This is a genomic window from Luteolibacter ambystomatis (assembly GCF_018137965.1).
Taxonomy (GTDB): Bacteria; Verrucomicrobiota; Verrucomicrobiia; order Verrucomicrobiales; family Akkermansiaceae; genus Luteolibacter; species Luteolibacter ambystomatis.
Genome location: NZ_CP073100.1, coordinates 849,838 through 870,758 on the forward strand (window position 1 = coordinate 849,838; position 20,921 = coordinate 870,758).

Consider the following 20,921-nt stretch of genomic DNA (forward strand, 5'->3'; position numbering starts at 1 on the left):
GTCTTGTTTGTCCTGTCATCTACGGCGTCGCGATCTTGTTAAAGCCAACCTGAGCATATGGAAACGACTCGAAGAAATTTTGTTAAAAGAGCCATCGCCGGAACCATCGTCGCGGCGACGCCGCTGGCCATGACCGGACTGGTTGCCGCCCACGGTGCGCCGACCCCGACGCCTTCGCGCAATCCGAAGCCCGGCGATCCCTTCGATACCACCGCGCCGCCCACCACTACCAACACGAGCACTGAGGGGCCAACCACCGCAACGACCGCCCCTGTGACCGACCCCGTTACCACCGATTTCACGACCGAGCCGGTTGTGACGACCGAGCCGCCGGGGCAGACGACCATGCCGCCGACCACGATGTTCACGACTTGGAATGGATAAGATCGGCCTTCCAAATCGCTAGAGATATCAAAATGATCCCCCGGGCTTCGGTCCGGGGGATTTTTTATGCCACACGAGGATTGTCCTCCTGGATCTCCACCGCGAGTGGATGTGACTGAAATTCAGCCGGAGGCAAGAATCTCCGATTCGCGGGAGTCGTGGGAATGCGTCCCTCCGGTTTTCCTTCCGGAGCCGGTTCTAGTTGTCTGTCACCGGTTCGTGCCCGGAGAACAACGGGCTCAGGCACCGGTGCTTCAACATCAATGTATCCACGAGATTGCCTGGCGGGCATTGTTTGACCGCATTCGGGGAGCGTCTCAGCATTTCGCCATAGAGATGGATGGCGATTGAATCCCGGAACATGTCATCCTCCAGACGGAACTTGCCGTTGAAGCTCCCGAGCCAGCGCGGGTAGGCAAATGGATAGACCAGATGATGGGGTGCCGCCGTTTCGGCCAGTTCATGGTGCTTGATCACCTCGGTGAACGCGAAAGGGCCGTTCGATGCGAATGGCGCGTTGATTCGCAACCGGGCTTTTTCTTCCTCATCGTTTGAATAGTGTGGGGAAGCGGGCTGCCATGCACGCCTCCGCCCGGGCTTTTCGCAGAACTCGACAAGCTGGCGCAAGACCTCATGACCGGGCTCGAACGCCAGCAAACCGACGGAAATGATACCACCCTCCTGGCGGCAGAACCAAGGCATGGCCTCGGGTTGGAACGGCTTCAGACATGCCACATCGAGATCCGTCCAGACACCACCTTTCCGATAGAGAAGTTCGTAGCGGAACCAATCCGCGAATGGAGCGAAACTGCCGGTATTGTGCCGGAACAGGGACGAGCGGGGGATGATCGATGAGCCATCGAGCACGGAAGCTCCCTCCGGCACTCCCTTCACCGGACCGTAGGTGTATAGATCGAATGCATGGCCATGATCCATGAACGAACGGATGGTCAGTTCCCCCAACGCGGGTAGTTCATCGCCGATCCAAAGGGATGAAATGACTGGCAGGGTTGGAGATGGATGAGGCGTTTGCATTCGGCTGTGAAATGCCTGATGACGGGCTGCTGCGTAAGCGACGCGGCGTGGTCAGCCAGCGGACACGGTCCGGCTGGCGGGCATGGGTGCCATGCAGAATGACAGCGTTTCCGCTTGTTGCTGGGCCATGAACTCATCCCATTCAGCCCCGGACTCCCGGAGGCCGGGCAGGAGTTTCAACGCGGTGTCACGGCGCCACAATACCGCCGTGCATAGCTTGGCTCCGGTCAGTTTCACCAGATGCGGGGACCAAGCCAGATTCGGACTCTGGGCTTCGGCCAGGAAGTAGAGGAGCTCCCAGTCAGGTGGCAGTTCTGAAATGGCCCGATCCATCCAATCCGCCGCATTCTCGGCCCACGTGCAGTCATCCTCGCAAATCAGGGCGGTCTCCGCGCCGCTTTCCAGGAATGCTTCCAAGGCCTTGATGGCTCCGCGCTTGGCCGCCGTGGCCTGCACCGCGTGATTCGTCCGGGATTGGCCGACCATTCCATACAGCCTCATCATGCTGACCTCCGGCCAGCGCACGGCATCCGGGGCGGGCAATTCCTGCTCGATGCACTCGAAGACAATCCCTTGGGATCCCCACTCCTTTTCCAACAGGATGCGTCTCTCGCTCCGCGAGGAAAGAGAGATGACATACACCTTCTCAGCGAAAGAAGCGATACACTCTCCCAAGCTGGGGGTAACAGCTTGCGGTTCCCGCTGGACCGCGGAGGTTTCCGCGATCCGGAGATCCGGAGCCGGGGTGCGCCGCAGCACCTCGAATCCTTCGCCACTGTGCAGGGACTCAAAGCCGGATTCCCTCCACTTCTCGGACGCTGATTTTTCTTTGGCAAAGTCCGTTCGGTTCAGCACGACCAGTCCGCCGGGTTTGACATAGGACTGGAGGCTCAGAGCCCCATCGCGCATTCCTCCTGGATAGTGCGGTCCATCCACCAGAAATAGATCGATATGATCCAGCGGCATATCACGCAGATCAAACCATGGCAGGGTGCGATCCAAGGGCCGGTGGAAAGTCCGGGCCTTGGGGAAGCCCTTCAAAGCCGCCTGGGCGCGGGAGAGTCTTACCGCGCTATGGTCCAGAACCATAATCCTCGCTTCGGGATGGTGCTCGCACAACACGCGGCTGCCATAGCCGGGGCCGACTTCGAAGATGGTGTCCGGAGCCGGAGCGAAGGAGGCCAGCTCGCTTTGGAGGAAAAGCCGCAGCGGCTCCTCCAGATCGGTCATGAACTTCTCCTCCGTAAACCGATCGCTGTGCTGGGGGGCGGCTGCGAGGGTTGGCTGACACACGGTTAGATAGAGGTCTTCATCGTAGTCTGTATCAAGCCCGCTGCTGATCGGTGCGAAATCGAGGACCTGGGGATCGGGGCCACCGGCCGGCCATTCGTGTCGCTTGATCCTTGCTTCCCCTTGGTAGCCCAGCTTTTCCAGCCCTTGTATCGTCTCCGCCGCCACGGGACCCTGTAGCAAAATATGGCTGGTTCGGTTCTCCGCTTCCGATAGCCATTCATCCGCCCGCACTCCGGGGCCGAAGCGGACCAAGGTCTCCGCGGCTCCGGCTTTTGCCAGTTCATCGCGCAAGCGGGCCTTGGAGGCTTCCACCACGTTCAGATCGGGAAAGGACAGATCATGCGCGTCGACCCGTGGATTCTTCCGCCCGGGCTGTGGAGTGGCATGGACGGTGACTCTCCAGCCTCGTCTCGCCATCGCGTTCATGCCGGTGGAGGTGGAAGGCTGCACCTGGATCTCGCGCGGCTTCTTCCACAGCCCGAGACGTAACTGCTCCCAGTTTGTCATCTCACCTTCCCACAAGTCGGCCCGCCAGACTTTGTTCCCCCGCTGCCATGGCTTCGGACCACCGGTCCAGTGAACGATTCCTTCAGGCACCCCGCGGTACCAAGTGATGCCTCCGGCGGTGACCCGCTCTTCACCCGCCGCCGCCACGATTGCGGCGACTTTCTCCAGATTGTCCCACTGCGGCACCAGGTTCCATTTCTTGGAAACACCCTTGACTCGTCCTTCCGTCGCGGCCGTGAGGGATATTTGCTCGTCCTGCCCGATGTGCTCGTGCGCGTACAACAGCTTTTCCCAGGTCCCTTCTTCCCTCATGGCGGTGAGGTTCATCATCGGACCCATGAAGAAGTAGGGGTAGTTTTCACAGTGGCTGAGCACCTCCGGGAGCCCGCCACGCCGATGCATCTGCAATCCCAGGGTGTTTCCCTCTCCGAACAATCGGCCCAGGAGCAGATTGCCCTCGAAGTCCTCTTTGAAATACTCCTCCAGATCGCAAAACACCGACATGTCATGATCCATGATCAGGCAGCGGTCCCATTCCAGATGGTCGCGGATCACGTACAACCGGTCGAACACCGCCGCCGGCACGTGGGATGGGTACCGGCCGAAGTCCGATTCACCTCCATCAACTCCTGAAATGAACTCCACCTTGAGACGATCGATTTCAAATGACTTCGGTTGGAATCCCCGGCAGAAGAATTTCACATGAACATCGGCTTGGGTGCGGCGCAGAATGCTGGCGATCAAGGTGGCGTTCTTTCCGAAACCGCGGGCATCGGATGATAGGGAAATCCTGCAAGTGGGCATGAGGCTCTGGATGTTGGAAAATGAGGAAAGTGGAATGAATCGGGATGGGCAGGGACGGGCGTAAGGGCAACTCCGCATGAGTTGCGGCATACGCCGGAGCATCGTCTCTCAGACTCCACGCTTCGTTGCCGTATGGGGTGCGGCGGCGCAAGGCGATTCTGTGATGAATGCGATCTTGGGTGTCGCAAATCCGCCGAAGACCGGTTCGTTCCCGGAGAACGGTGCTATCCGGGCTTCAGAGGCCATGAGGATCAAAATCGGCCATTTGTGATAGAATGAAAAAGACGTGCGGAACGGGGTGAAAAGTCATGATTAAACTAGGAATATTCTTGCCAAGGTAGCGGGCATTTCGAGGATGGAAGATGTTCTGTATCGCTTGGCCGAATGAGAGTCCCATTTTCACTTGTTAGCTTCATCTTGGAAAGACGATCGGAACGAAAGATTTTCGCATGTTGCCGCCACGTGCTGGCAGCCGCCCTTTTGGTTTTCCCTATTGCTGCGGCCGGCCCTGTTTGGGAAAAACCGGTGCTCTCGCTGGGATCTCTGGATGTCGATGGAAGGTTGCGGCAGAAATTCGAGCTCGGTACATTGGCGGGTTCGCCGGAGTTCGCTTTCCCGATCTATCTCGAGCATGGATTCCGCGCTGAAGATCCCGTCAGCGAGTATAAAGTGCCTCAGCTTGAGACATACGCCGCTCCGGAAGGCCGGGACCAGATTCTCTGGCTGGAGCCCGGTGGCCTCAGGCATTTGTTCAAGAAGGCCGACGTGCTCAAGGCCGTGCCTGACAAGCAGACGGCCCCGTGGGTCGCGGTGGAGCCTGAGCCCGGCGTCATGGTGTTCCGTTCCGACGACGGCTGGACCTATCATTACAGTGCCGGAGCGATCCGCTCGCTGAAATCTCCCGCTGGCCGCGAACTCCTCTTCGATACCGATGGCCTTCAGGTCACCCGTATCTATCAGAAGACAGCGGGCGGAGATCTCACCCTTCTCAAAGCGCGCGAAAGCGAACTCGGCCAGCCTGAGACACTCACCATCGGTCCGGATGTTCATCACTTCCAATACGATCCGGACACCGAGCATCTCAGGACCTGGACATCTCCCCGTCTCGGAGACAAACCTGTCTCCTTTTCCTACGACAAGGCTGGCCTCCTTCAGGCGGTTGTCCTTCCCGGAGGACAGAAGCTTGCCTACGCATGGGATACCCGGCAGAATCTCCAGCAGAAGAACAAGGATCTGGAGCTCCCCCTGGAAGGTCCCGGTGTCTTCCTGGTGCGGGATACCGATTACTCCTTCACCTTCGGACTCACCCGCCAGGGCATCCGTCTCTTCCGGACTGATGCGGCGGGGCATACCGAGGGCATGGTTTTCAATCCTCTGACCCAGCAACTCACCCGCCGCAGCCGTGACGGAGGTGAGACCACCGAGTTCTACGGACAGAGGGGCGTGACCAAGAGCCGTCTCGAAAGCGTGCGTGATGCGCGGGGGCGGGAAAGCATGCGTATTACCTATGATGACAAGGCCCGTGTCATCAGCCGCCAGGCACCCGGCAGCCCGCCTTTGCGCTTCGAATACGATGACCTCGACCGCGTGACGAAAATCTCCCGCCTTGATGAAGTCATCAAAAGCTATGTCTATGAAGGGGACTCCGAGAAGCCGGTCAGAATCACCGATGCTCTCGGAAACTCCATTCAGATCTCCTACGATGCCGCCGGTCAGATGACCCGCTACAAGGATCTGGATGGAGCGGTGTTCGAGTTCATTTACGATGAAGTGGGTCAACTGGTGGAACAGCGCTTCCCGCTGGGCTATAAGAAAACGATCGAGCGGGACAGTTTCGGCCGTGTGATCCGTGCCCGGGAAATGGATGGCCGTGAAAGCCGCTACGACTACACCGCGGACAACCGCCTGGCGAAAACCAGCAATGACGGCGTGGAGTGGAGCTACCAATACGACGCCGAGGGGAATTTCACCGGTCTGCTCCGGGACGGCAAGGCATGGCAGAAGATCGAGCGGGAAAAAAACGCCGAGACTGGTGGCGAGATAGTCAAAAACATCAATGCCAAAGGGGATGAATCCGTCATCCAGCTGGATTCGAAGGGAAACATGGTCAAGGAAATCGATCCCCTCGGCCAAAAGACCCAATACAAGCGTGATGCGCTCGGCCAGCTCGCCGGCTGGGAGGACGGCCGCGGCAGCACCGTGGATCTCCAGCGGGATCCTCTCGGGCGGATTTCCGGCGTAGATACCGGCGGTGGTCCCGGCATCAAGATGACTTACGATCAGACCGGCAGGCTCCGGGAGAGGAAAACCGGGGAGCAGGACATCCGCTACGATTACGATAAGGAAGGTCGCTTGGTCAAAATCGACTACGGCAAGGGTCAGACCGTCGACTACACCTATGACCGCTATGGCCGTGTGGACACCGCTCTCACCGGTCAGGGTGTCAAGACCACCTATACTTGGGATGTTTTGGATCGCAAGGCCAGCGAACGCAACGATATCCCCGGCATTGGCTCCACCCTCCTAAAATGGACCTACACCCCGTCCGGCAGGACCAAGACCGTCACCGTTTACAAGAATGGCGATGACGAGGCTCATCGCCTCCAGGAAACCGGCTATCTCTACGATGCCCTCGGCCGCTATGAGCAAATGACGGTCAACGGAGAGCCGAAGGTCTGGTATGAATACGACAAGGCCAGCCTCAAACTGACTCTCAAGCGTTTTTTCAACGGCTGGACGGTCCGTTACGAAACCTATCCCGCCGGCTACCCCAAATCCCTCGTCGCCAAGGACGACAAAGGCAAGGTCATCAAGGACGTCGGCTACGTCTGGAACGCGGAAGGAAAGCTGGAAAAGCGCACGATGGACGGCGTCCTCCAGGAATACCGCTACGATTCCCTCGGCCGTCTCACGGAAGTGATCAAAACCTCTCCTACGGAAAATACGAAGCCGGATCGCTCCACTTCAAAAGCCGATTCTTGATTGAGTCTCTTTGCCAAATAGAACCAAAAAATGACAACCAATTCGAAAAACAAAACTACCAAGCATGCCATCGTGGCGTGCGTGTTGGGATTGGCCGGGGCTGCGTCCGCCAATACCTCAGAAAAATATGTCTATGATGCTTCGGGTAATATGGTGGAAAAAACCATCAACGGAGCCGTGACACGGATGTCGTATGACGCTTCCAACCAGCTTATCTCCACGAACAAAGACGGTAGGGAGGAAGCCTATTTTCATGATACTGCTGGTTGTCTACAAAACGTAGTGAACGCCACCGGCGAAAAAATTCGGTTCCAAACCACCGGCTATGCCGGAAAGGTGTTGGAATTGAATTCGTCGGGGCTCATTTCGAAATTATTTTATAATTCGGAAGGCCAGCTTGTAGGGAAAATTACGGGTGGAGACTCGACCAATTATGCGTGGGATGGATATTCCTTGGCGATGGATGGAAGCCATGTTTTTACGAATGAAGGACATATCTCTGGAGGCGTCCCTCTCCTTATCGATGGAGGTGAGGTCGTCATTTCCGATTATTTAGGAAACACTTTGTCGAGCGGCACCACGCAATTTGATGGCAGTGCTTATGGTGACGGCTTCGAGAGTGGACGGTACACTGGCAAAGCCTACATTGCTGAACTAGACTCATACGTGTTCAAGCACCGTCTATATTCATCTAGTATTGCAAAGTGGAATATGCCCGATCCATCTGGGTATCCAGATGGTGCAAATAATAATATCTATGCATGCGGTGATCCGATTTCACGAATTGACGCAGACGGGCTGATCAGTTTTACAACTCAAACTCCTAGCCCCAGCACATTTACCCAACCGGGAGGAAGCAAGGTCGATACCGCGATGAACGCCGTAGCTCACGAAAATCGGAACGATACGAAAAATGTCATCGATACGAAGTACAATCCCACAGTACTGCCTGCTAACAAGCTTCTGATGAAACTATCTACTCTCGATAGAGCAAGTGATACTGTAGTTTTGAAGACCTCCGGTGATAGCGCCTTCAAGGCGGATGGCGGTGCCAGCAATGCGGGAGTCAACATAGAAACCGTGGAAACTTTCGGGCTAGCCAACGGTCAGTGGGAATCTATCCAGACGATTTTATCCAATGTCGCAGGACCTACGGCGAATGCAGTTGCGAATTCTGAATATCTTGATAACAATAACAGCACTACTTGCCCGTTCTATGCAGGAACACCACCGGGTAGCCCTACTGTTAGGGATTTTCCTCGACGCGATTGGCCAACATCGGGAAAAACTACATGGAAGGCATATATCGTTTATGGTGACTACATGGCATCCACGAAAGAGTTTTATTCGGATAAAAACGCGGGCATAAAATATGGTTTTACGTTGGAGTAAAAAATTAATACTCCCTAGGCGGCGTCATATTATTGAGAATCACCTTGATATTCGAGGTGGTTCTCTTATGTTTAGTTGCTTGACGTTATGCATTCATCATATCGCGCATGAATCACGGTCGTCTATATGCCATTCTGTTCTTTGTTTCCATTGGTCTTGGAATGGTATTCCCCTTGCAAGTGTCGAAGAAGCATGGCTCCATTGATGCTGTTTCGAGTTCGCAAATTCCAAAAAATAAAAGACGGGAAAAGTCGGAAAAATCCTCCGATTTTGCTTCATCGTCGGACTTGGCAAGATATCTGGGTGATCTTAATAAGATTGATGGTGTCGAAAAAGCTCTGCTCCAATTTTCTCGTTTCAATGCCAGTTCCTCTCGAGTCGATCGGGCAATGGGAACAGCGCTAATTGCACAAGCCGCCGCACAGGATCCTCAAAAAGTATTCGATTATTTTAAGGGTGATTGGCGACGGATTCCACAAGGTGCCAAAGAGACCCTGTTTAATGTTTGGGTAAAGTTGGAACCTGAGCGTGCTATTTCTGAGGTGAGTAGCCAAAGAAATGGCGCGTTTAAACAGGAAGCAGAAGCCCTGTTGTTCACAGCTTTTTGTGAGAAGGCCCCCTCCAAAGCTTTGGAGATTATGAATAAAAGTGGGGCCAGTATTTCAAATATAGCCAATTTCACTAGTTTGGACCCATCGTATCAGATATTTTTCAATATGTCGATAACGGATCGCTCCAAATGCTTGAGTTCCCTAGATTTGATCAGTGATCCTAAAATGCGAGAAAATGCACTTCAAGGAATGGTGCGTGGTATTGCAAGGACAAATATATTGGACTCCATTAACTTTGCTAGTTCCATTCAAGATAAGGACATGCGTAAATCGCTTGTAGGAACCGCTTTCCAAGAGGGTTTGTCCATTGATCCCGAGGCGGCAATTTCTCTGTTGAAAGAATCGGGTTCCTATTTGAAGGAAAATGAACGGTCCGAGATATTAAAATCTAATATCGGGCCGCTTCTTGCTTACAAAGCTGACGAGAATTTTGATTTGGTGATGAGCTCCGTCGCTTCTGCTGTGGATCGGCAAAAAGTAGAGGAGGTAATGCTAAACCAATTGTTGGCCAGTGATCCGAGCATGGCCTATTCGAAAATCCTCAAATACCATCCGGAGGTTCTTTCAGAGAAAGAAGCCATCCAAGGTCTGTCTCCGGAGCTCCAAGCTCTAGCTCTTCAGGCCAAAGGAGCCAGCGACCCCAAATCCTTGGTAGAATGGGCGCAAAAAAATCAAGGAGTCGTATCTAACAAGATACTCCAGCAAGCTTTGGCAAAAGCGGGAAGGGTGGATCCTCAAAGTATTCTTGAGTTTGCAACGCAGAATATACCTGGTGCCAGCCAGCAAAACTTCGCGGGCGACGTTCTTTCCCAGTGGTTTCAAGATGATCCCCAAAAAGCTGCTCTATGGACTAAGGAGCATCTGACTTCGGATTCTTCATTGACTGAAACTCTCGCAGAGCGGACGGTATCTGATTTTATCAGAAAAAGCCCGGAAACTTTTCTGCAATCCTTTTCCCAAGAGGACTATATAAATGCTAAAAATTTGCAAGATTTCCAAATTGCCACCTTGCAGTGGTCTTTAAAAGATCCAGCAGCGGCAGCGGCGTGGGCTGACAATCTGGGAGCAGGCCAACTTCACGATGCCGCTATCGAGCAAATATCTAAAAATTGGGTAGAGCAAGATAGCATGTCAGCTAGCACTTGGATAAAAGCTCTTCCATACGGTGAAGCTAGACAGGTGGCCATCAGGAATATGGTGAATTACTTGGAAAAAGTCGATCCTGTAGCGGCGGCTGATTGGCAAGGCGAACTGGATTCCAAGCCTCAAAAAAATCAATAAATGAGGATATATCGAAATATTGGATTGATTGCTGTGGCAGCAGCGGGCTACGCTGTAGGTTGCTGGATGGTTTTGATCTTTGATGCGTCTCACGATACTGCCAGTTCAAATGGGATATCGAGCCACAAATATACCAATCGTGCGATACGATTCCCTTCGGCCCACAGGTCCTCCGGTGAAAATGCTTCTGGGAGTGGTGAAATAAGCGCCAAATACGAGGTCTATTTGAAAGGCCTTCCTTCCATCGTGGCGGGAGTGGCGGCGCGGAATGACTTCCTAGAGCAGATCAGGTCTCTCGATCCTGGGGAATACTGTTTTGAGGAAACCCTGTATTTGGACATCTGTGTAGCGGGGCAAGAAGACCCTTATTCTATCCTTTCTTATCTATTGGAATCGCCGATTCCTAGAACAAAAGATCTGGTGGCGCAGGGCCTATTTGACGGATGGGCTCAAATCGATCCGGCGGCAGCGATAGCTGCGGTTGAAAAGCTTCCTGATGGTCCAAATAAAACCTGGCTTTCAGCTCAACTGTCTTCGTCATTGGTGAAATCAAATCCGGAAGAAGCTTTGGAATGGTTCAAGCGATCCGGTCAAGCAGTCGATAATAGTATATTGATAAATATTTTCCAGAATATCGGGAGCAAGAACATTGAGACTGCTATTCAGAATTTGAGTAATCTGAAGAGTGGTCAACAGCATATTTCAGCCATCAAGGGGGTAGCGAAATTTTTTGCTGAAAGCGATATTAAAAAAGGTGTCGCCTGGGCTAACGACATTAATGACGATCAAGGGAAAAAAGCTGCGCTGGGCGTTCTTGTTAGCAAGAGCATAAAACAATCTACTGCCGATTTTGATTTCTTAATTTCCAACCTAAACAGCCAAGAAGAGAAGGCTAGTATGATTTTCATGGCGATGCACCCTGCAGTGGGAGGAGATTTTGAAACACTCTATCGATCTGCAGAGGAGAATTTAACTGGCCCGATCTTGCAAAATGCGGAGTCAAATCTGATATCAGTTATGGGAAGTTCTGAAAATTTCGACAGTGCATCGGAAATAATCGAAAAAATGCCTATGGGGGGAATTCGTGATGGTTGTCTCGATACTCTCATATCAAAGGGGGTGGATCTCTGTCCGCATGAAACGTATAATTGGTTGGTTGACAGTGGGGAGTGGAATTTCCTGAGTGAGGATCAAAAAAGGAAGGTAAGAGAAGGGGTTAGTGGCTCACGTGCTGGGTCATATCTAAATTGGGGAAAGTGAAAACCCGGAGGAACGTGTCTTTTCGATTGAATGGTTGACCGATTCTCGATCGCTTGGGGGAACCGGGTTCTTATGGATGTTTCTCGCTTTATTTCCAGCCAGTTTGCTTTTATTAATCGTTGAGGCAGATTCTCATTCTCTTGTTGGCGAAAAACATATTTCGGAATTCACGATTGATTATGGATAATTATGTGGCTGATCATAAAAATATCGAAGAAAGACCACGAAGATTAGGAATTTCGGCTTTTATTCGATATTATAATGACCGGCACACTTTGCTGGCTTGCTTGGAGAGTATCCGCGGTGTTTTTGATGAGATCCTAATCATTCATCAGCCTTGCGACGATCACTCGGAGGAATTGCTGGATCGCATCGGCGGTGGATTGATCCCTTCTCTGGCGGGGGAGAGAATCCGCGTCATTTCCTATCCTTGGTTTGTGTATCCACCTCATTACCCGGTGGGATGGAAGAAGCCTGACGCGCTCCATACGTTGGCAAATTATTGCAACTATGGCCTGATGCATATTGAGACCGAGCGGTTCCTGAAAGTCGATGCGGACCAGATCTACTTCAACGGTGTTCTCAAGGAGATGCTGGAGCGCTCAACCCGAGAGGGCGTCGATTATTTCCCGTTCGGAATCAATCTGTTCCTGGATGAGGACGGTTCTCCGATGGGAGATCCAGCCAGACCGTTCAATGGCTGGGATTTTGATACCGAGATGATGAGCTTCTCCAGAAAGCCCTTCTTCACGCATACACGGGACTATGAAATATTGAGAGCGGAGGGAAAGAGGGGGCCGAGGTTTCCAAAACCTCTGTGGGTACATCTGACCCAGATCCGCCGTCCGCACCGTCTGCCTCCCGGCGTGTGTCCTTTGGAGCAGGTGTCAGAGCATCCCGCGCTCATGACGGCGATTTCCAGTCCGGAATTTCCTCCGGTATTGGAAATGGCGCGTGCCTCCATCCGCTCATCGGAGAAAAATTCCCTGACGTTCCAGTGGGTGGAGGAATTCCTGGTTGTGGGAACCGCTCCGCCCGATCGGGGCGAACGACAAGGGGAGGAGATCGACCGACACCCCTTCGTTGTGCGCTTTGGGGATGGAGGAAGTCCCCATCGGATCGGAGTGAATCGGGAGTTTACAGGCCGCAAGACGAGCCTGCACTGCTTGGATGGATGGCGGCCTCATCGGACGGATCATCTGGTGGATGCCCGCGTGATGTTCACGCGCCCGCTGGAGGATGGCGCGCCCATGAACAACGGGTTGTTCATCAGTGGGGCGAGACGGGATGAGGTTGCGGAAGTGACGGACAACATCTCCCATATTCCCCGGAAGGCGTTTCACGATTTCCAGCGCGATTATGGATACGATGATCCTTCTCCGGAGCTGATTTTCGTCTATTACGTGAAACGTTGTTTGGGAAAGGAGGTCCGGGTGGTGAATTTCGGTGGTGGATCGGAGGATGATCTGTCGCGTCTGGCGGCTGTGGGCAGGAATTCCCGACGGGATACCGAGAAAACCATTCTGGCATCCATCCTGAGTGGTTCGATGCTTGGGGTGATTCCTGCCGATGGGAAGGTGTACCTGAGGCAGATTGCCGCATCCACATCCGGATTATCCTGCAGGCTTTGTATTCCGGATGGATCCGAGAGTTGGATCGTCGTGGAAGGAATGTGGGAGAAGCTTGGGACGGATGTCGCTTTGAAACTGGCGCAGGATTGTTGGCGTGCCCTCGAACCCGGGGGAAGACTCACCATCGTGACGTTCGATCTGGGCTTGGTAGGACGGCTGATGGATGAATCGGACGAGGAGATGCAAGTGTGGATCCGGGAGTACATCGATAGGCATTTGCCCATGGCGTCGATTTACGCACCCGCGCCTGTCATCAACCACTGGCTGCGTAGTGCGGCGTTCTTCTACGATCAGCGTCTTCTGGAGAGCATGATGGAGTCAGCGGGTTTCTCGAAGCTCGAACGGCATCAGGAGTCCTCCGGCCTGCTGGCTGTATCCGGCTGGAAATAGCCGGGATGTTCAGCCACGGGAACAGGCGGCGCAGAGAGGGGAAATACCGATCCCGGGCAACTTGCGGTGGTGTCACTACGGCGGAGACGGGCCGGATCATCTGAAGCGGTATTGAGCGCCGTTGGCCTGAAAGCCGGACCTGTCCGGGCGGAAACTCCATCGCCCACCACCATTGATTGATCCGGGAGCACGAACTGGCTTGGTTTTCAGGCGGATTTTTACAGTTCGAATCTTGGGTTTTGATGGCGATAATTGAACATTTATCGGTCTATTGGTGTTCGTGTGATTCACCAGAGGGGTTTACGATCAAACCGACCTATTTTTAAAAGTAATTTCTCATTTTTATTACTGGTTTACATCTTTAATGTCTTTGGGATCAAAGTGGTTTGTTGGCTATATTTGATCATTTTTGAGTAGGCGGATCAAGAGGTTCGCCGAGCAATCATGCGCAGAGTTTCCATTCGCAACCTGATGCACACATGAAAACAGAATGTCATTCATCCTCTCATGCTTTGCGTGGTGCATTTCAAGAGGAGAGCGGCTTCTCGCTCATCATCACGCTGATGATGTTGTTGTTGTTGGCGACTCTGGCCCTCGGCCTTCTTTCTCTCTCCACGATCACGCTGCGCCAGTGCGCGTCGGGCACGGCCATGGCCGCCGCCCGCAACAACGCCCGTCTGGCGTTGATGCTGGCCTTGGGCGAGCTTCAGAAGCAGGCCGGATCGGACCAACGGGTGACCGCGACCGCGGACATGGGCGGCACCCTCGAGGGCGAGACCCTCGCCAATGGAACCCCGCCGCAGAACAACTCCTCGCTCATCGGTCTTCCGAAAGGCCTTAGCCTGATCCAGTCCGGCACCCGCTATTGGACCGGGGTCTGGAAGAACAGCACCACTATCAATCCCGAACTCGAGGCCTATACCAAAACCCCGTCGCCCTCCCTGCTGCGCTGGCTGATCAGCGGCAATGAGGGCGTGGTCAATCCGGACTTGCTCATCACCCCGGCCTCGCCGGTGGCTGCCGTGGGAAGCAACGGCCAGGTCTCCGATCCGAAGAACCACAACATCGTCTACGAGCTGGCCTACCAGAACGAGGGCGAGTGGAAGATGCGGGAGAACAGCATCGTGCGCGTGCCGGAGGAGGAGCAGGTGCAGATGATTGTCCTGAAGAGCGATGCGGAATTCTTCCGCCCCAGCAACGGAACCCGTTCAGGTTTCCTCCAAACCGTGGTGCTCGGAAGGCGATCCGTTGAATGAAGATGCGTTCGTCAGGAGCTGGATCAGGGAAGGGATGCCAGCGACCTTTCGGATACAGCGGGGCATGCCGTTTCTTCGATCAAATCACAGCGGACTGCCATCTCATGAGATCCGGAGCGTTCACTTTGGGGCGGTTCGCGGATTGCATGATCCATGCCGGATGTTCCTTGGCTGGGAGGAAAAATGATGAGGTGGATGGCCTGTGATTGCTCAATGGCTAAATGCTTGTGGGTTGTCCGGATTCGGCTGCATAGTCGAAGGGTGAGCCGCGGATCACGTTTTTCTTCACGCAAATGAGTGAGCCTCAAAAATACGTCACCTTGAAAGATCTCGCGGATTTCTGTGGTGTTACCCCCACGACCGTATCCCTTGCTTTGCGGAACCATCCCCGGATTTCCGAGTCGACCAAGGAGAAGGTTCATGAAGCCGCGCTCCGTCTGGGTTATCGGCGCCATCCGATGGTGTCCGCCCTCATGACCACGCTGCACCGGTCGCGCATGACGGCGGAGGCGGTGCCCTTGGCTGCTGTGTATGCGCACGAGGAGAAGCATGTTGGTTCGCATCCTTTTCACCGCGTCATTCTGGAAGGCATGACCAGCAGGGCTGATGAGCTCGGCTTCCGGCTGGACAGCTTTTTCCTAGGAGAGAAAGGAATGACCGCCAAAAGAGTTTCGGAGATTCTCTCCGCCCGCGGCATCCGCGGGATCATTGTTCCGCCTCTTCCGATAGCGGCCGGTCATCTGAGCATCGATTGGAATTTGTTTTCTGCGATCGCAATCGGTTACTCGATGCATCGTCCGCAACTGCACCGGGTGTGTCCGGATCAATATGCCGCCATCCTGCTGGCTCTCAAACAGGTCATTCGATCGGGCTACAGCCGGCCAGGTCTGTTGCTCAACGCCCGCAGCGATGTGAGGACGCGGCGGCTCTGGAGTTCCGGGTTTTATGGCCACGAGTTCCGGAGAGGTGTTCACGAAATGATCCCCGCTCTGGAGTGTGATGAAATCAGGGAGTCGAACCTGATGCTGTGGTTCAACCGTCACCGGCCTGATGTCATCATCAGCTCGGATCTGAAAGTGCTCAGGGCATTGCACCAGGCTGGACTCAATGTGCCGGGAGACGTCGGTCTGGTTTCACTGGCCGGGCCGGACAAGGAGATGAAGATTGCTGGAACCAATCAAAATCCCCATATGCTTGGAGCTGTCGCGGTCGAAAGGCTCTCACAACTCATCTACTACAATGAGATTGGAAGTCCGGAGACGCCGCAGGTCATCTTGATTCCTCCAATCTGGTGCCCGGGGACGTCGATTGAAGCGCGGCGCGGAACAGGACTGGCAGAGGAAGAGCCCGGTTGATCGGGCCTTTCGATCTATCGCACGTTACCGGAACCGTGCATCCATTGGCAGGCAATGTGCGCTCATATCGATCTCTGTGTCATCGGCATCTACCTCGCTTTTCTCGTGGTGGTCGGCCTGACCTTCAGCAGGTTGGTCAGGAACTCCAGCGACTACTTCCGCGCCGGAGCCCAAGGCTCATGGTGGATGATGGGAACCAGCATGTTCGTGAGCGGTATCAGCGCCTATACCTTCGTGGGGAATGCTGCGGGGATCTTCAAAAGTGGCTGGACTCCGATGGTGATTTATCTCGCCAATGTCGGCGGATTTCTGGGCGCGGCACTGCTACTAGGGCCTTGGTACCGGCAGATGCGGGCGATTACCTATGCGGAGGTTATCCGGGAACGGTTCGGGAAATCCGCCGAACAGCTTGTGTCGCATCTCCTTGTCATCAACAATCTTGTGTGGGCGGGGGCCGGCCTTTACACGCTGGCCACGTTTTTAAGGCCATTGACGCCCGGTTGGTCCGAGGCTGCCATCATTGTGGCTGTTGGGAGCGCTGTGGTTATCTACTCCTCCATTGGAGGCAGTTGGGCTTCTGCCGCCAACGATTTCGCTCAAAGCCTGGTGCTGATCTCCGTCACCATCACTATCACGGTACTTTGTTTCCAACGAACCGGTGGAATTGGTGGATTCTTTGCCGCTGTTCATCAGTCGCCCGCGGCAGGTGACTTGTCGTTCATCAAGACGGCCCCGGCCAATCAATCAGATTGGACTTCCGGCTACGGTTTGACCTGGATGGCGGTGACGTTTGTTTTCCAGATTTTCAATCAGTCCAGTTTGTTCCAAGGGGTACGTTACTTCTCGGCGAAGGACGGCAGGGAGGCGAGGAAAGCGGCATGGCTCGCGTGCGTCCTGATGAGCATCGGCCTCGTGGTTTTTTTCGTTCCGCCGATTTTCGCCCGCGTATTTCTGGAACCGCAGGTGTTGGCCATGCATCCGTTGCCGGAGAAGGCGGCAGAGTATGCCTACGCCGTAGCAAGCCGGGAGGTTCTGCCGAAGGGGGCTTCGGCATTGCTCTCCGTGGTTATTTTTGCGGCTGCGATCGGCACATTGGACACCAGTTTGAATCGCACGGCGGGACTTGTCGTCCGCAATTTGTTGCCCGCCCATCGCAAGCTGCTTGGGATGTCACCGGCCCAGGCGGGCAATGAGATGGTCGTGGGAAGGATCGCAACCATCGGCATCGGGATGATGGTGATGGGATTCGCGATGATCTATACCCGGATCGAGGGTTCCTCCATCTTTGATGTGATGCAGCGGATCATCGCACAGTTGATCGGCCCGCAGATAATCCCCCTTATGCTGTTCCTGTTCGTACGCAAGGTCCCCCGATGGGCCATATTTTCCTCGCTGGCGGGTGGTTATCTACCCTCGCTGGTCGTCTGGGTGCTGATGATCACCCGCGGTACGCATGTTTCCTACCCACAGGTTGGTACCATGGTCTTTACCGGTGGTGTGGCGGGCTTTTTGGTTTCCCGTTTGTTCTGGAAGCGGGTGCCCGAAGAGGAGCGGCGACAGACCGCTGCCTTCTATGAGCGGATGAAACGTCCGGTGGATTTCGGGGCGGAAGTGGGAGAAGGAAGCGACCTGATCCAATTCCGGATGGTGGGGCGATCCTCCCTGGTCCTGGCGGCGCTGTTCCTTTTGTTGCTTATCCCGATGGGTGACGGGACGGCTCGTGCGATCGTGCTGGCCATCAGCGGCAGCATCGGAGGTATAGGAGGGGTATTGCTTTGGTGCGGGCGTGTGGCCTCAAAGCGGAAAATTTCCAGGTAGAAATTCCACTGGTGCTTCATGCTTTTCCGTTGAAGGAAGGACACCCCGGACTCCTGCCAATCCAACAACGATGTTGTCGATGCCACCGCCGGTGCCCCGGCGGTGGCATCGTTCGTTACATCATTGCATATTACCCAGGAAAATTCCAATCCGTGCCAACCGGCAGGCATTCAACAGAGAGCCTGCATACCTCCATTCTCATGGAGTGGTCGATTGGAACCGAGGTTGAACCGTTGACGAGAGCGGCCGCGTGTCCACGGGGAACGGATGGCACACAAGACTGTGGAAAACCGGCAACTTGATTCCCGGAGGTTTGTTTAACGGTTTAACCTCCGAATCCAAATGGTGGGTTTTCTGGAAATTGGCAGCAACTACGGTCGAAGACCATGCAGCACACCCTCGCATTTGTAGCCGGTTTTCTGGTCCTCTCAGGAAACATGGCCCCTATATGGGCGGCACCACGGCTTCCTTCCGCGCTCTATGAAGAGTGGCGTGTTTCGCCGTTTCCTTCCGGTGGAAGTGTCTCCATCAACCCTCCCGCGCTGCAGTGGGCTTCCGTGAAACATTGGGAAAAGAAGGATGCTTCCTATACGGTGGAGATCTCCAAAGAATCCTCATTCCCAGCCAATGCGACGATGAAATCGTCCGAGCAGATCTGGTGCTTTTTCAACCCGCACCGGAAGCTGGCTCCCGGCACCTGGTTCTGGCGCTACACCATCAAATCGGGAGGGGCTTCCACCGTAAAAGGACCCTTTACTTTTCAGGTCGGGGAACGGACTCCTGTCTTCGACTCGGCGGACTTCCAGGATTTCGCGGCGAATATTCCGAGGAGGCATCCCTTCGCCGTTACAGAGGGAGTCAGTCTTGCTGCGGTGAGGAAAAACGCCGCTTCCCATCCGCTTGCGGCGACCATCATCGAGCGTGGTAAAAAGATCGCTGCCGCGGCAATCTACTCCGGGCCGGTGAGTGACAGGGATCCGGCGAAAGACCGTGAGGTCTCGGGATTGGCTTCAAAGGAGGCGGGGGCGCTGACTTCGCTTGTGGATGCCTATCTGCTCTGTGGGGATCCCGCCATGAAGGAGGGGATTCTGAAAAGGATTGATGTGGTGAGCGGATGGCCCACGGACGACCTGCTGGGATCGGGAGTGCTGACCTCATTGTCCCGGGCCTACGACGGCATGCATGCGGAGCTTCCGGAGGGAGTCCGGACGAAAATTCTCGCGGTGATCGACCGGCAGTTGAAGTCGAAGCTTTCCGCGTGGCCCGGAAATATCGAAGGGCGGCAGGTGGAGAATCACTTCTGGCAGGCCGAACTCGCCGCCAATTTTTGTGCCGGGGTGGCGACTTTTCATGAACTGGAATCCAGCCGGAAGATGGTGGAATACACTTATGAATTGTTTCTCGCCAGATTTCCCAATCTCGCCACACAGGACGGAGGATGGTCGGAAGGGTTGGGCTATTTCGGGGTTAACAAGACCGCAGTGGTGGACATGGCCCGTCTGATGAAAGCGGTCGGCGGCGTCAACCCTTTCGAGATGCCCTGGTATCAGAATCTCGCTGACTATTTCATCTACTTCGCACCGATTGGAGGGCGCATCGATGGATTCGGTGACATGCATGACCGCGTGGGAAATGGTGGCATCGGCACCTCGATGATCTTTACCGTCGCGAAGGAATCGGGCGAACCCAAGGCGGTTTTCTGGTCGTCCAAGCTCATGAAAGGCAAGCAGGACGTGGAACCCTGGTATCAGATCATCCACGGCATCCGCCCGGATTCGTCAGTGGTGCCCGCTCCTGCGAATCTTCCCGGAATGAAGGTGTTCGAGGGAGTCGGGCTCGCCGCGATGCACACGAACGTGCTCGATGCGCCGCACGATACCGCCGTCTATTTCCGTTCGTCGCCGTTCGGTGCGAAGGGTCACATGCACGCGAACCAGAACGCCTTCAATCTATCGAGGAAGGGCGAGCCCTTGTTCTACTCGACGGGGTACTACACCACGTTCGCCGATCCGCACTCGATGTCGTCCTACCGCCACACCCGCGCGCACAACACGATCCTCATCAATGGTCACGGGCAGGCCTTCGGTCACGAAGGATACGGGTGGATCAAGCGTCAGTTGCAGGGTAGGAAGATCTCCTATGTCTGTGGCGATGCCACCATGGCCTACCGGAAAACCACGGACAGCCAGTTCATCGGAATGATGAAATCCTCGGACATGGATCCGGAAAAGGAAGAGGGCGACGCGAAGCTCAAGCTTTTTGAACGCCACATGGTCTTTGTCCGTCCGGACACGCTGGTGGTGTACGATGTCCTCGATTCAGAGAAGGAGAATGAATGGGCCCTTCTGTTGCATGCTCCCATGGCTCCGACTCTCGATCAAGGCGGGCAGGTGACATTGGATACCGGGAGCAGCCTGGTGCGAGCCGCGGTGGCGGGCTCCGGTCCCTTGAAATACGGTCTAACAGACCAATTCCACTCTCCCCCGGTGGACATCAAGAAGAAGTATGGCAAGATGCCCAATCAGTATCACCTGAACTACACCTCCGCAGGGAAATCGTCCAAGATGCGATTTCTCACGGTGGTGCGGATGGCCGATAGCGGGAAGTCACTGTCTCCGGTCGCCATTCCAGCGAACGGGAATGTCGAAGTGTCCGGTGTCCGGATTGATGCGGAGTTGGACACTTCAAAGGCTCCCTCGCTTTCCATCTCAGGAGAAGGAGCGACTCTCAAGGTCAACGCCTGGCCCGCCGAACTAGACGGTCGAGCTGTCGCTACTCCGACCGGTCATGGGACGCTTCTCTTGGAGAACGGCACCACTACGGTGAGTGAGGATTCACTTCCTCCCGGTCTCTCCACCGCTCCCTGATTGTCATCAGCCCCGCTCATGACGGCTGTGCTGGAGAGAGGGACCTGCCCGCATG

12 protein-coding genes are annotated in these 20,921 nt (G+C 54.8%); 10 read left to right on the forward strand and 2 right to left on the reverse strand.

The features are described from left to right. Nucleotides 1-129 precede the first annotated feature (129 nt). Nucleotides 130-384, forward strand: a complete 255-nt coding sequence (locus tag KBB96_RS03285; protein WP_211632211.1) for a hypothetical protein — start codon at nt 130-132, stop codon at nt 382-384. 198 nt (nt 385-582) lie between these two features. Here the strand turns inward: KBB96_RS03285 and KBB96_RS03290 are convergent, their stop codons facing one another. Beyond that, nucleotides 583-1,419 (reverse strand): glycosyltransferase, encoded by an 837-nt coding sequence (locus tag KBB96_RS03290; RefSeq protein ID WP_211632213.1) that lies wholly within the window; start codon nt 1,417-1,419, stop codon nt 583-585. 51 nt (nt 1,420-1,470) lie between these two features. Next, nucleotides 1,471-3,963 carry a hypothetical protein gene (locus KBB96_RS03295; protein ID WP_211632216.1) on the reverse strand — a complete coding sequence of 831 codons (2,493 nt, stop codon included), beginning with the start codon at nt 3,961-3,963 and terminating at the stop codon, nt 1,471-1,473. A 522-nt stretch (nt 3,964-4,485) separates the two neighbouring features. Between KBB96_RS03295 and KBB96_RS03300 the strand changes: the two genes are divergently transcribed. The 9 genes from KBB96_RS03300 (at nt 4,486) to KBB96_RS03340 (ending at nt 20,866) form a co-directional block, all read left to right on the forward strand. Further along, a complete protein-coding gene (locus KBB96_RS03300; RefSeq protein WP_211632219.1) occupies nt 4,486-7,005 on the forward strand; it encodes an RHS repeat protein in 2,520 nt (839 codons plus the stop codon). A 30-nt stretch (nt 7,006-7,035) separates the two neighbouring features. Continuing rightward, on the forward strand, nt 7,036-8,397 hold the full coding sequence (locus tag KBB96_RS03305; RefSeq protein WP_211632221.1) for an RHS repeat-associated core domain-containing protein: 1,362 nt from the start codon (nt 7,036-7,038) through the stop codon (nt 8,395-8,397). Nucleotides 8,398-8,504: 107 nt separating this feature from the next. Beyond that, complete coding sequence (locus KBB96_RS03310) at nt 8,505-10,289, forward strand: hypothetical protein (protein WP_211632224.1); 1,785 nt, start codon at nt 8,505-8,507, stop codon at nt 10,287-10,289. After that, nucleotides 10,290-11,549, forward strand: a complete 1,260-nt coding sequence (locus KBB96_RS03315; protein ID WP_211632227.1) for a hypothetical protein — start codon at nt 10,290-10,292, stop codon at nt 11,547-11,549. A gap of 179 nt (nt 11,550-11,728) precedes the next feature. Further along, entirely contained in the window at nt 11,729-13,570 is a 1,842-nt protein-coding gene (locus tag KBB96_RS03320; protein ID WP_211632230.1) for a glycosyltransferase family protein, read from the forward strand. A 479-nt stretch (nt 13,571-14,049) separates the two neighbouring features. Beyond that, nucleotides 14,050-14,826 (forward strand): hypothetical protein, encoded by a 777-nt coding sequence (locus tag KBB96_RS03325; protein WP_211632232.1) that lies wholly within the window; start codon nt 14,050-14,052, stop codon nt 14,824-14,826. Nucleotides 14,827-15,119: 293 nt separating this feature from the next. Then, on the forward strand, nt 15,120-16,181 hold the full coding sequence (locus KBB96_RS03330) for a LacI family DNA-binding transcriptional regulator (RefSeq protein ID WP_211632234.1): 1,062 nt from the start codon (nt 15,120-15,122) through the stop codon (nt 16,179-16,181). A gap of 54 nt (nt 16,182-16,235) precedes the next feature. Then, the gene (locus KBB96_RS03335) at nt 16,236-17,999 is read left to right on the forward strand and encodes a sodium:solute symporter family protein (RefSeq protein ID WP_211632236.1); all 1,764 of its coding nucleotides are present in this window, start codon (nt 16,236-16,238) and stop codon (nt 17,997-17,999) included. A 386-nt stretch (nt 18,000-18,385) separates the two neighbouring features. Continuing rightward, a complete protein-coding gene (locus tag KBB96_RS03340) occupies nt 18,386-20,866 on the forward strand; it encodes a DUF4962 domain-containing protein (protein WP_211632238.1) in 2,481 nt (826 codons plus the stop codon). The last annotated feature ends 55 nt before the right edge of the window (nt 20,867-20,921 follow it).

Bases quoted from the DNA above. Each gene is read 5' to 3' on its own strand.
- KBB96_RS03315 (WP_211632227.1), top strand. From the start codon at position 10,290: ATGAGGATATATCGAAATATTGGATTGATTGCTGTGGCAGCAGCGGGC.
- KBB96_RS03335 (WP_211632236.1), top strand. From the start codon at position 16,236: ATGTGCGCTCATATCGATCTCTGTGTCATCGGCATCTACCTCGCTTTT.
- KBB96_RS03285 (WP_211632211.1), top strand. From the start codon at position 130: ATGACCGGACTGGTTGCCGCCCACGGTGCGCCGACCCCGACGCCTTCG.
- KBB96_RS03290 (WP_211632213.1), bottom strand. From the start codon at position 1,419: ATGCAAACGCCTCATCCATCTCCAACCCTGCCAGTCATTTCATCCCTT.
- KBB96_RS03310 (WP_211632224.1), top strand. From the start codon at position 8,505: ATGAATCACGGTCGTCTATATGCCATTCTGTTCTTTGTTTCCATTGGT.
- KBB96_RS03320 (WP_211632230.1), top strand. From the start codon at position 11,729: ATGGATAATTATGTGGCTGATCATAAAAATATCGAAGAAAGACCACGA.
- KBB96_RS03330 (WP_211632234.1), top strand. From the start codon at position 15,120: ATGAGTGAGCCTCAAAAATACGTCACCTTGAAAGATCTCGCGGATTTC.
- KBB96_RS03340 (WP_211632238.1), top strand. From the start codon at position 18,386: ATGCAGCACACCCTCGCATTTGTAGCCGGTTTTCTGGTCCTCTCAGGA.
- KBB96_RS03325 (WP_211632232.1), top strand. From the start codon at position 14,050: ATGAAAACAGAATGTCATTCATCCTCTCATGCTTTGCGTGGTGCATTT.
- KBB96_RS03305 (WP_211632221.1), top strand. From the start codon at position 7,036: ATGACAACCAATTCGAAAAACAAAACTACCAAGCATGCCATCGTGGCG.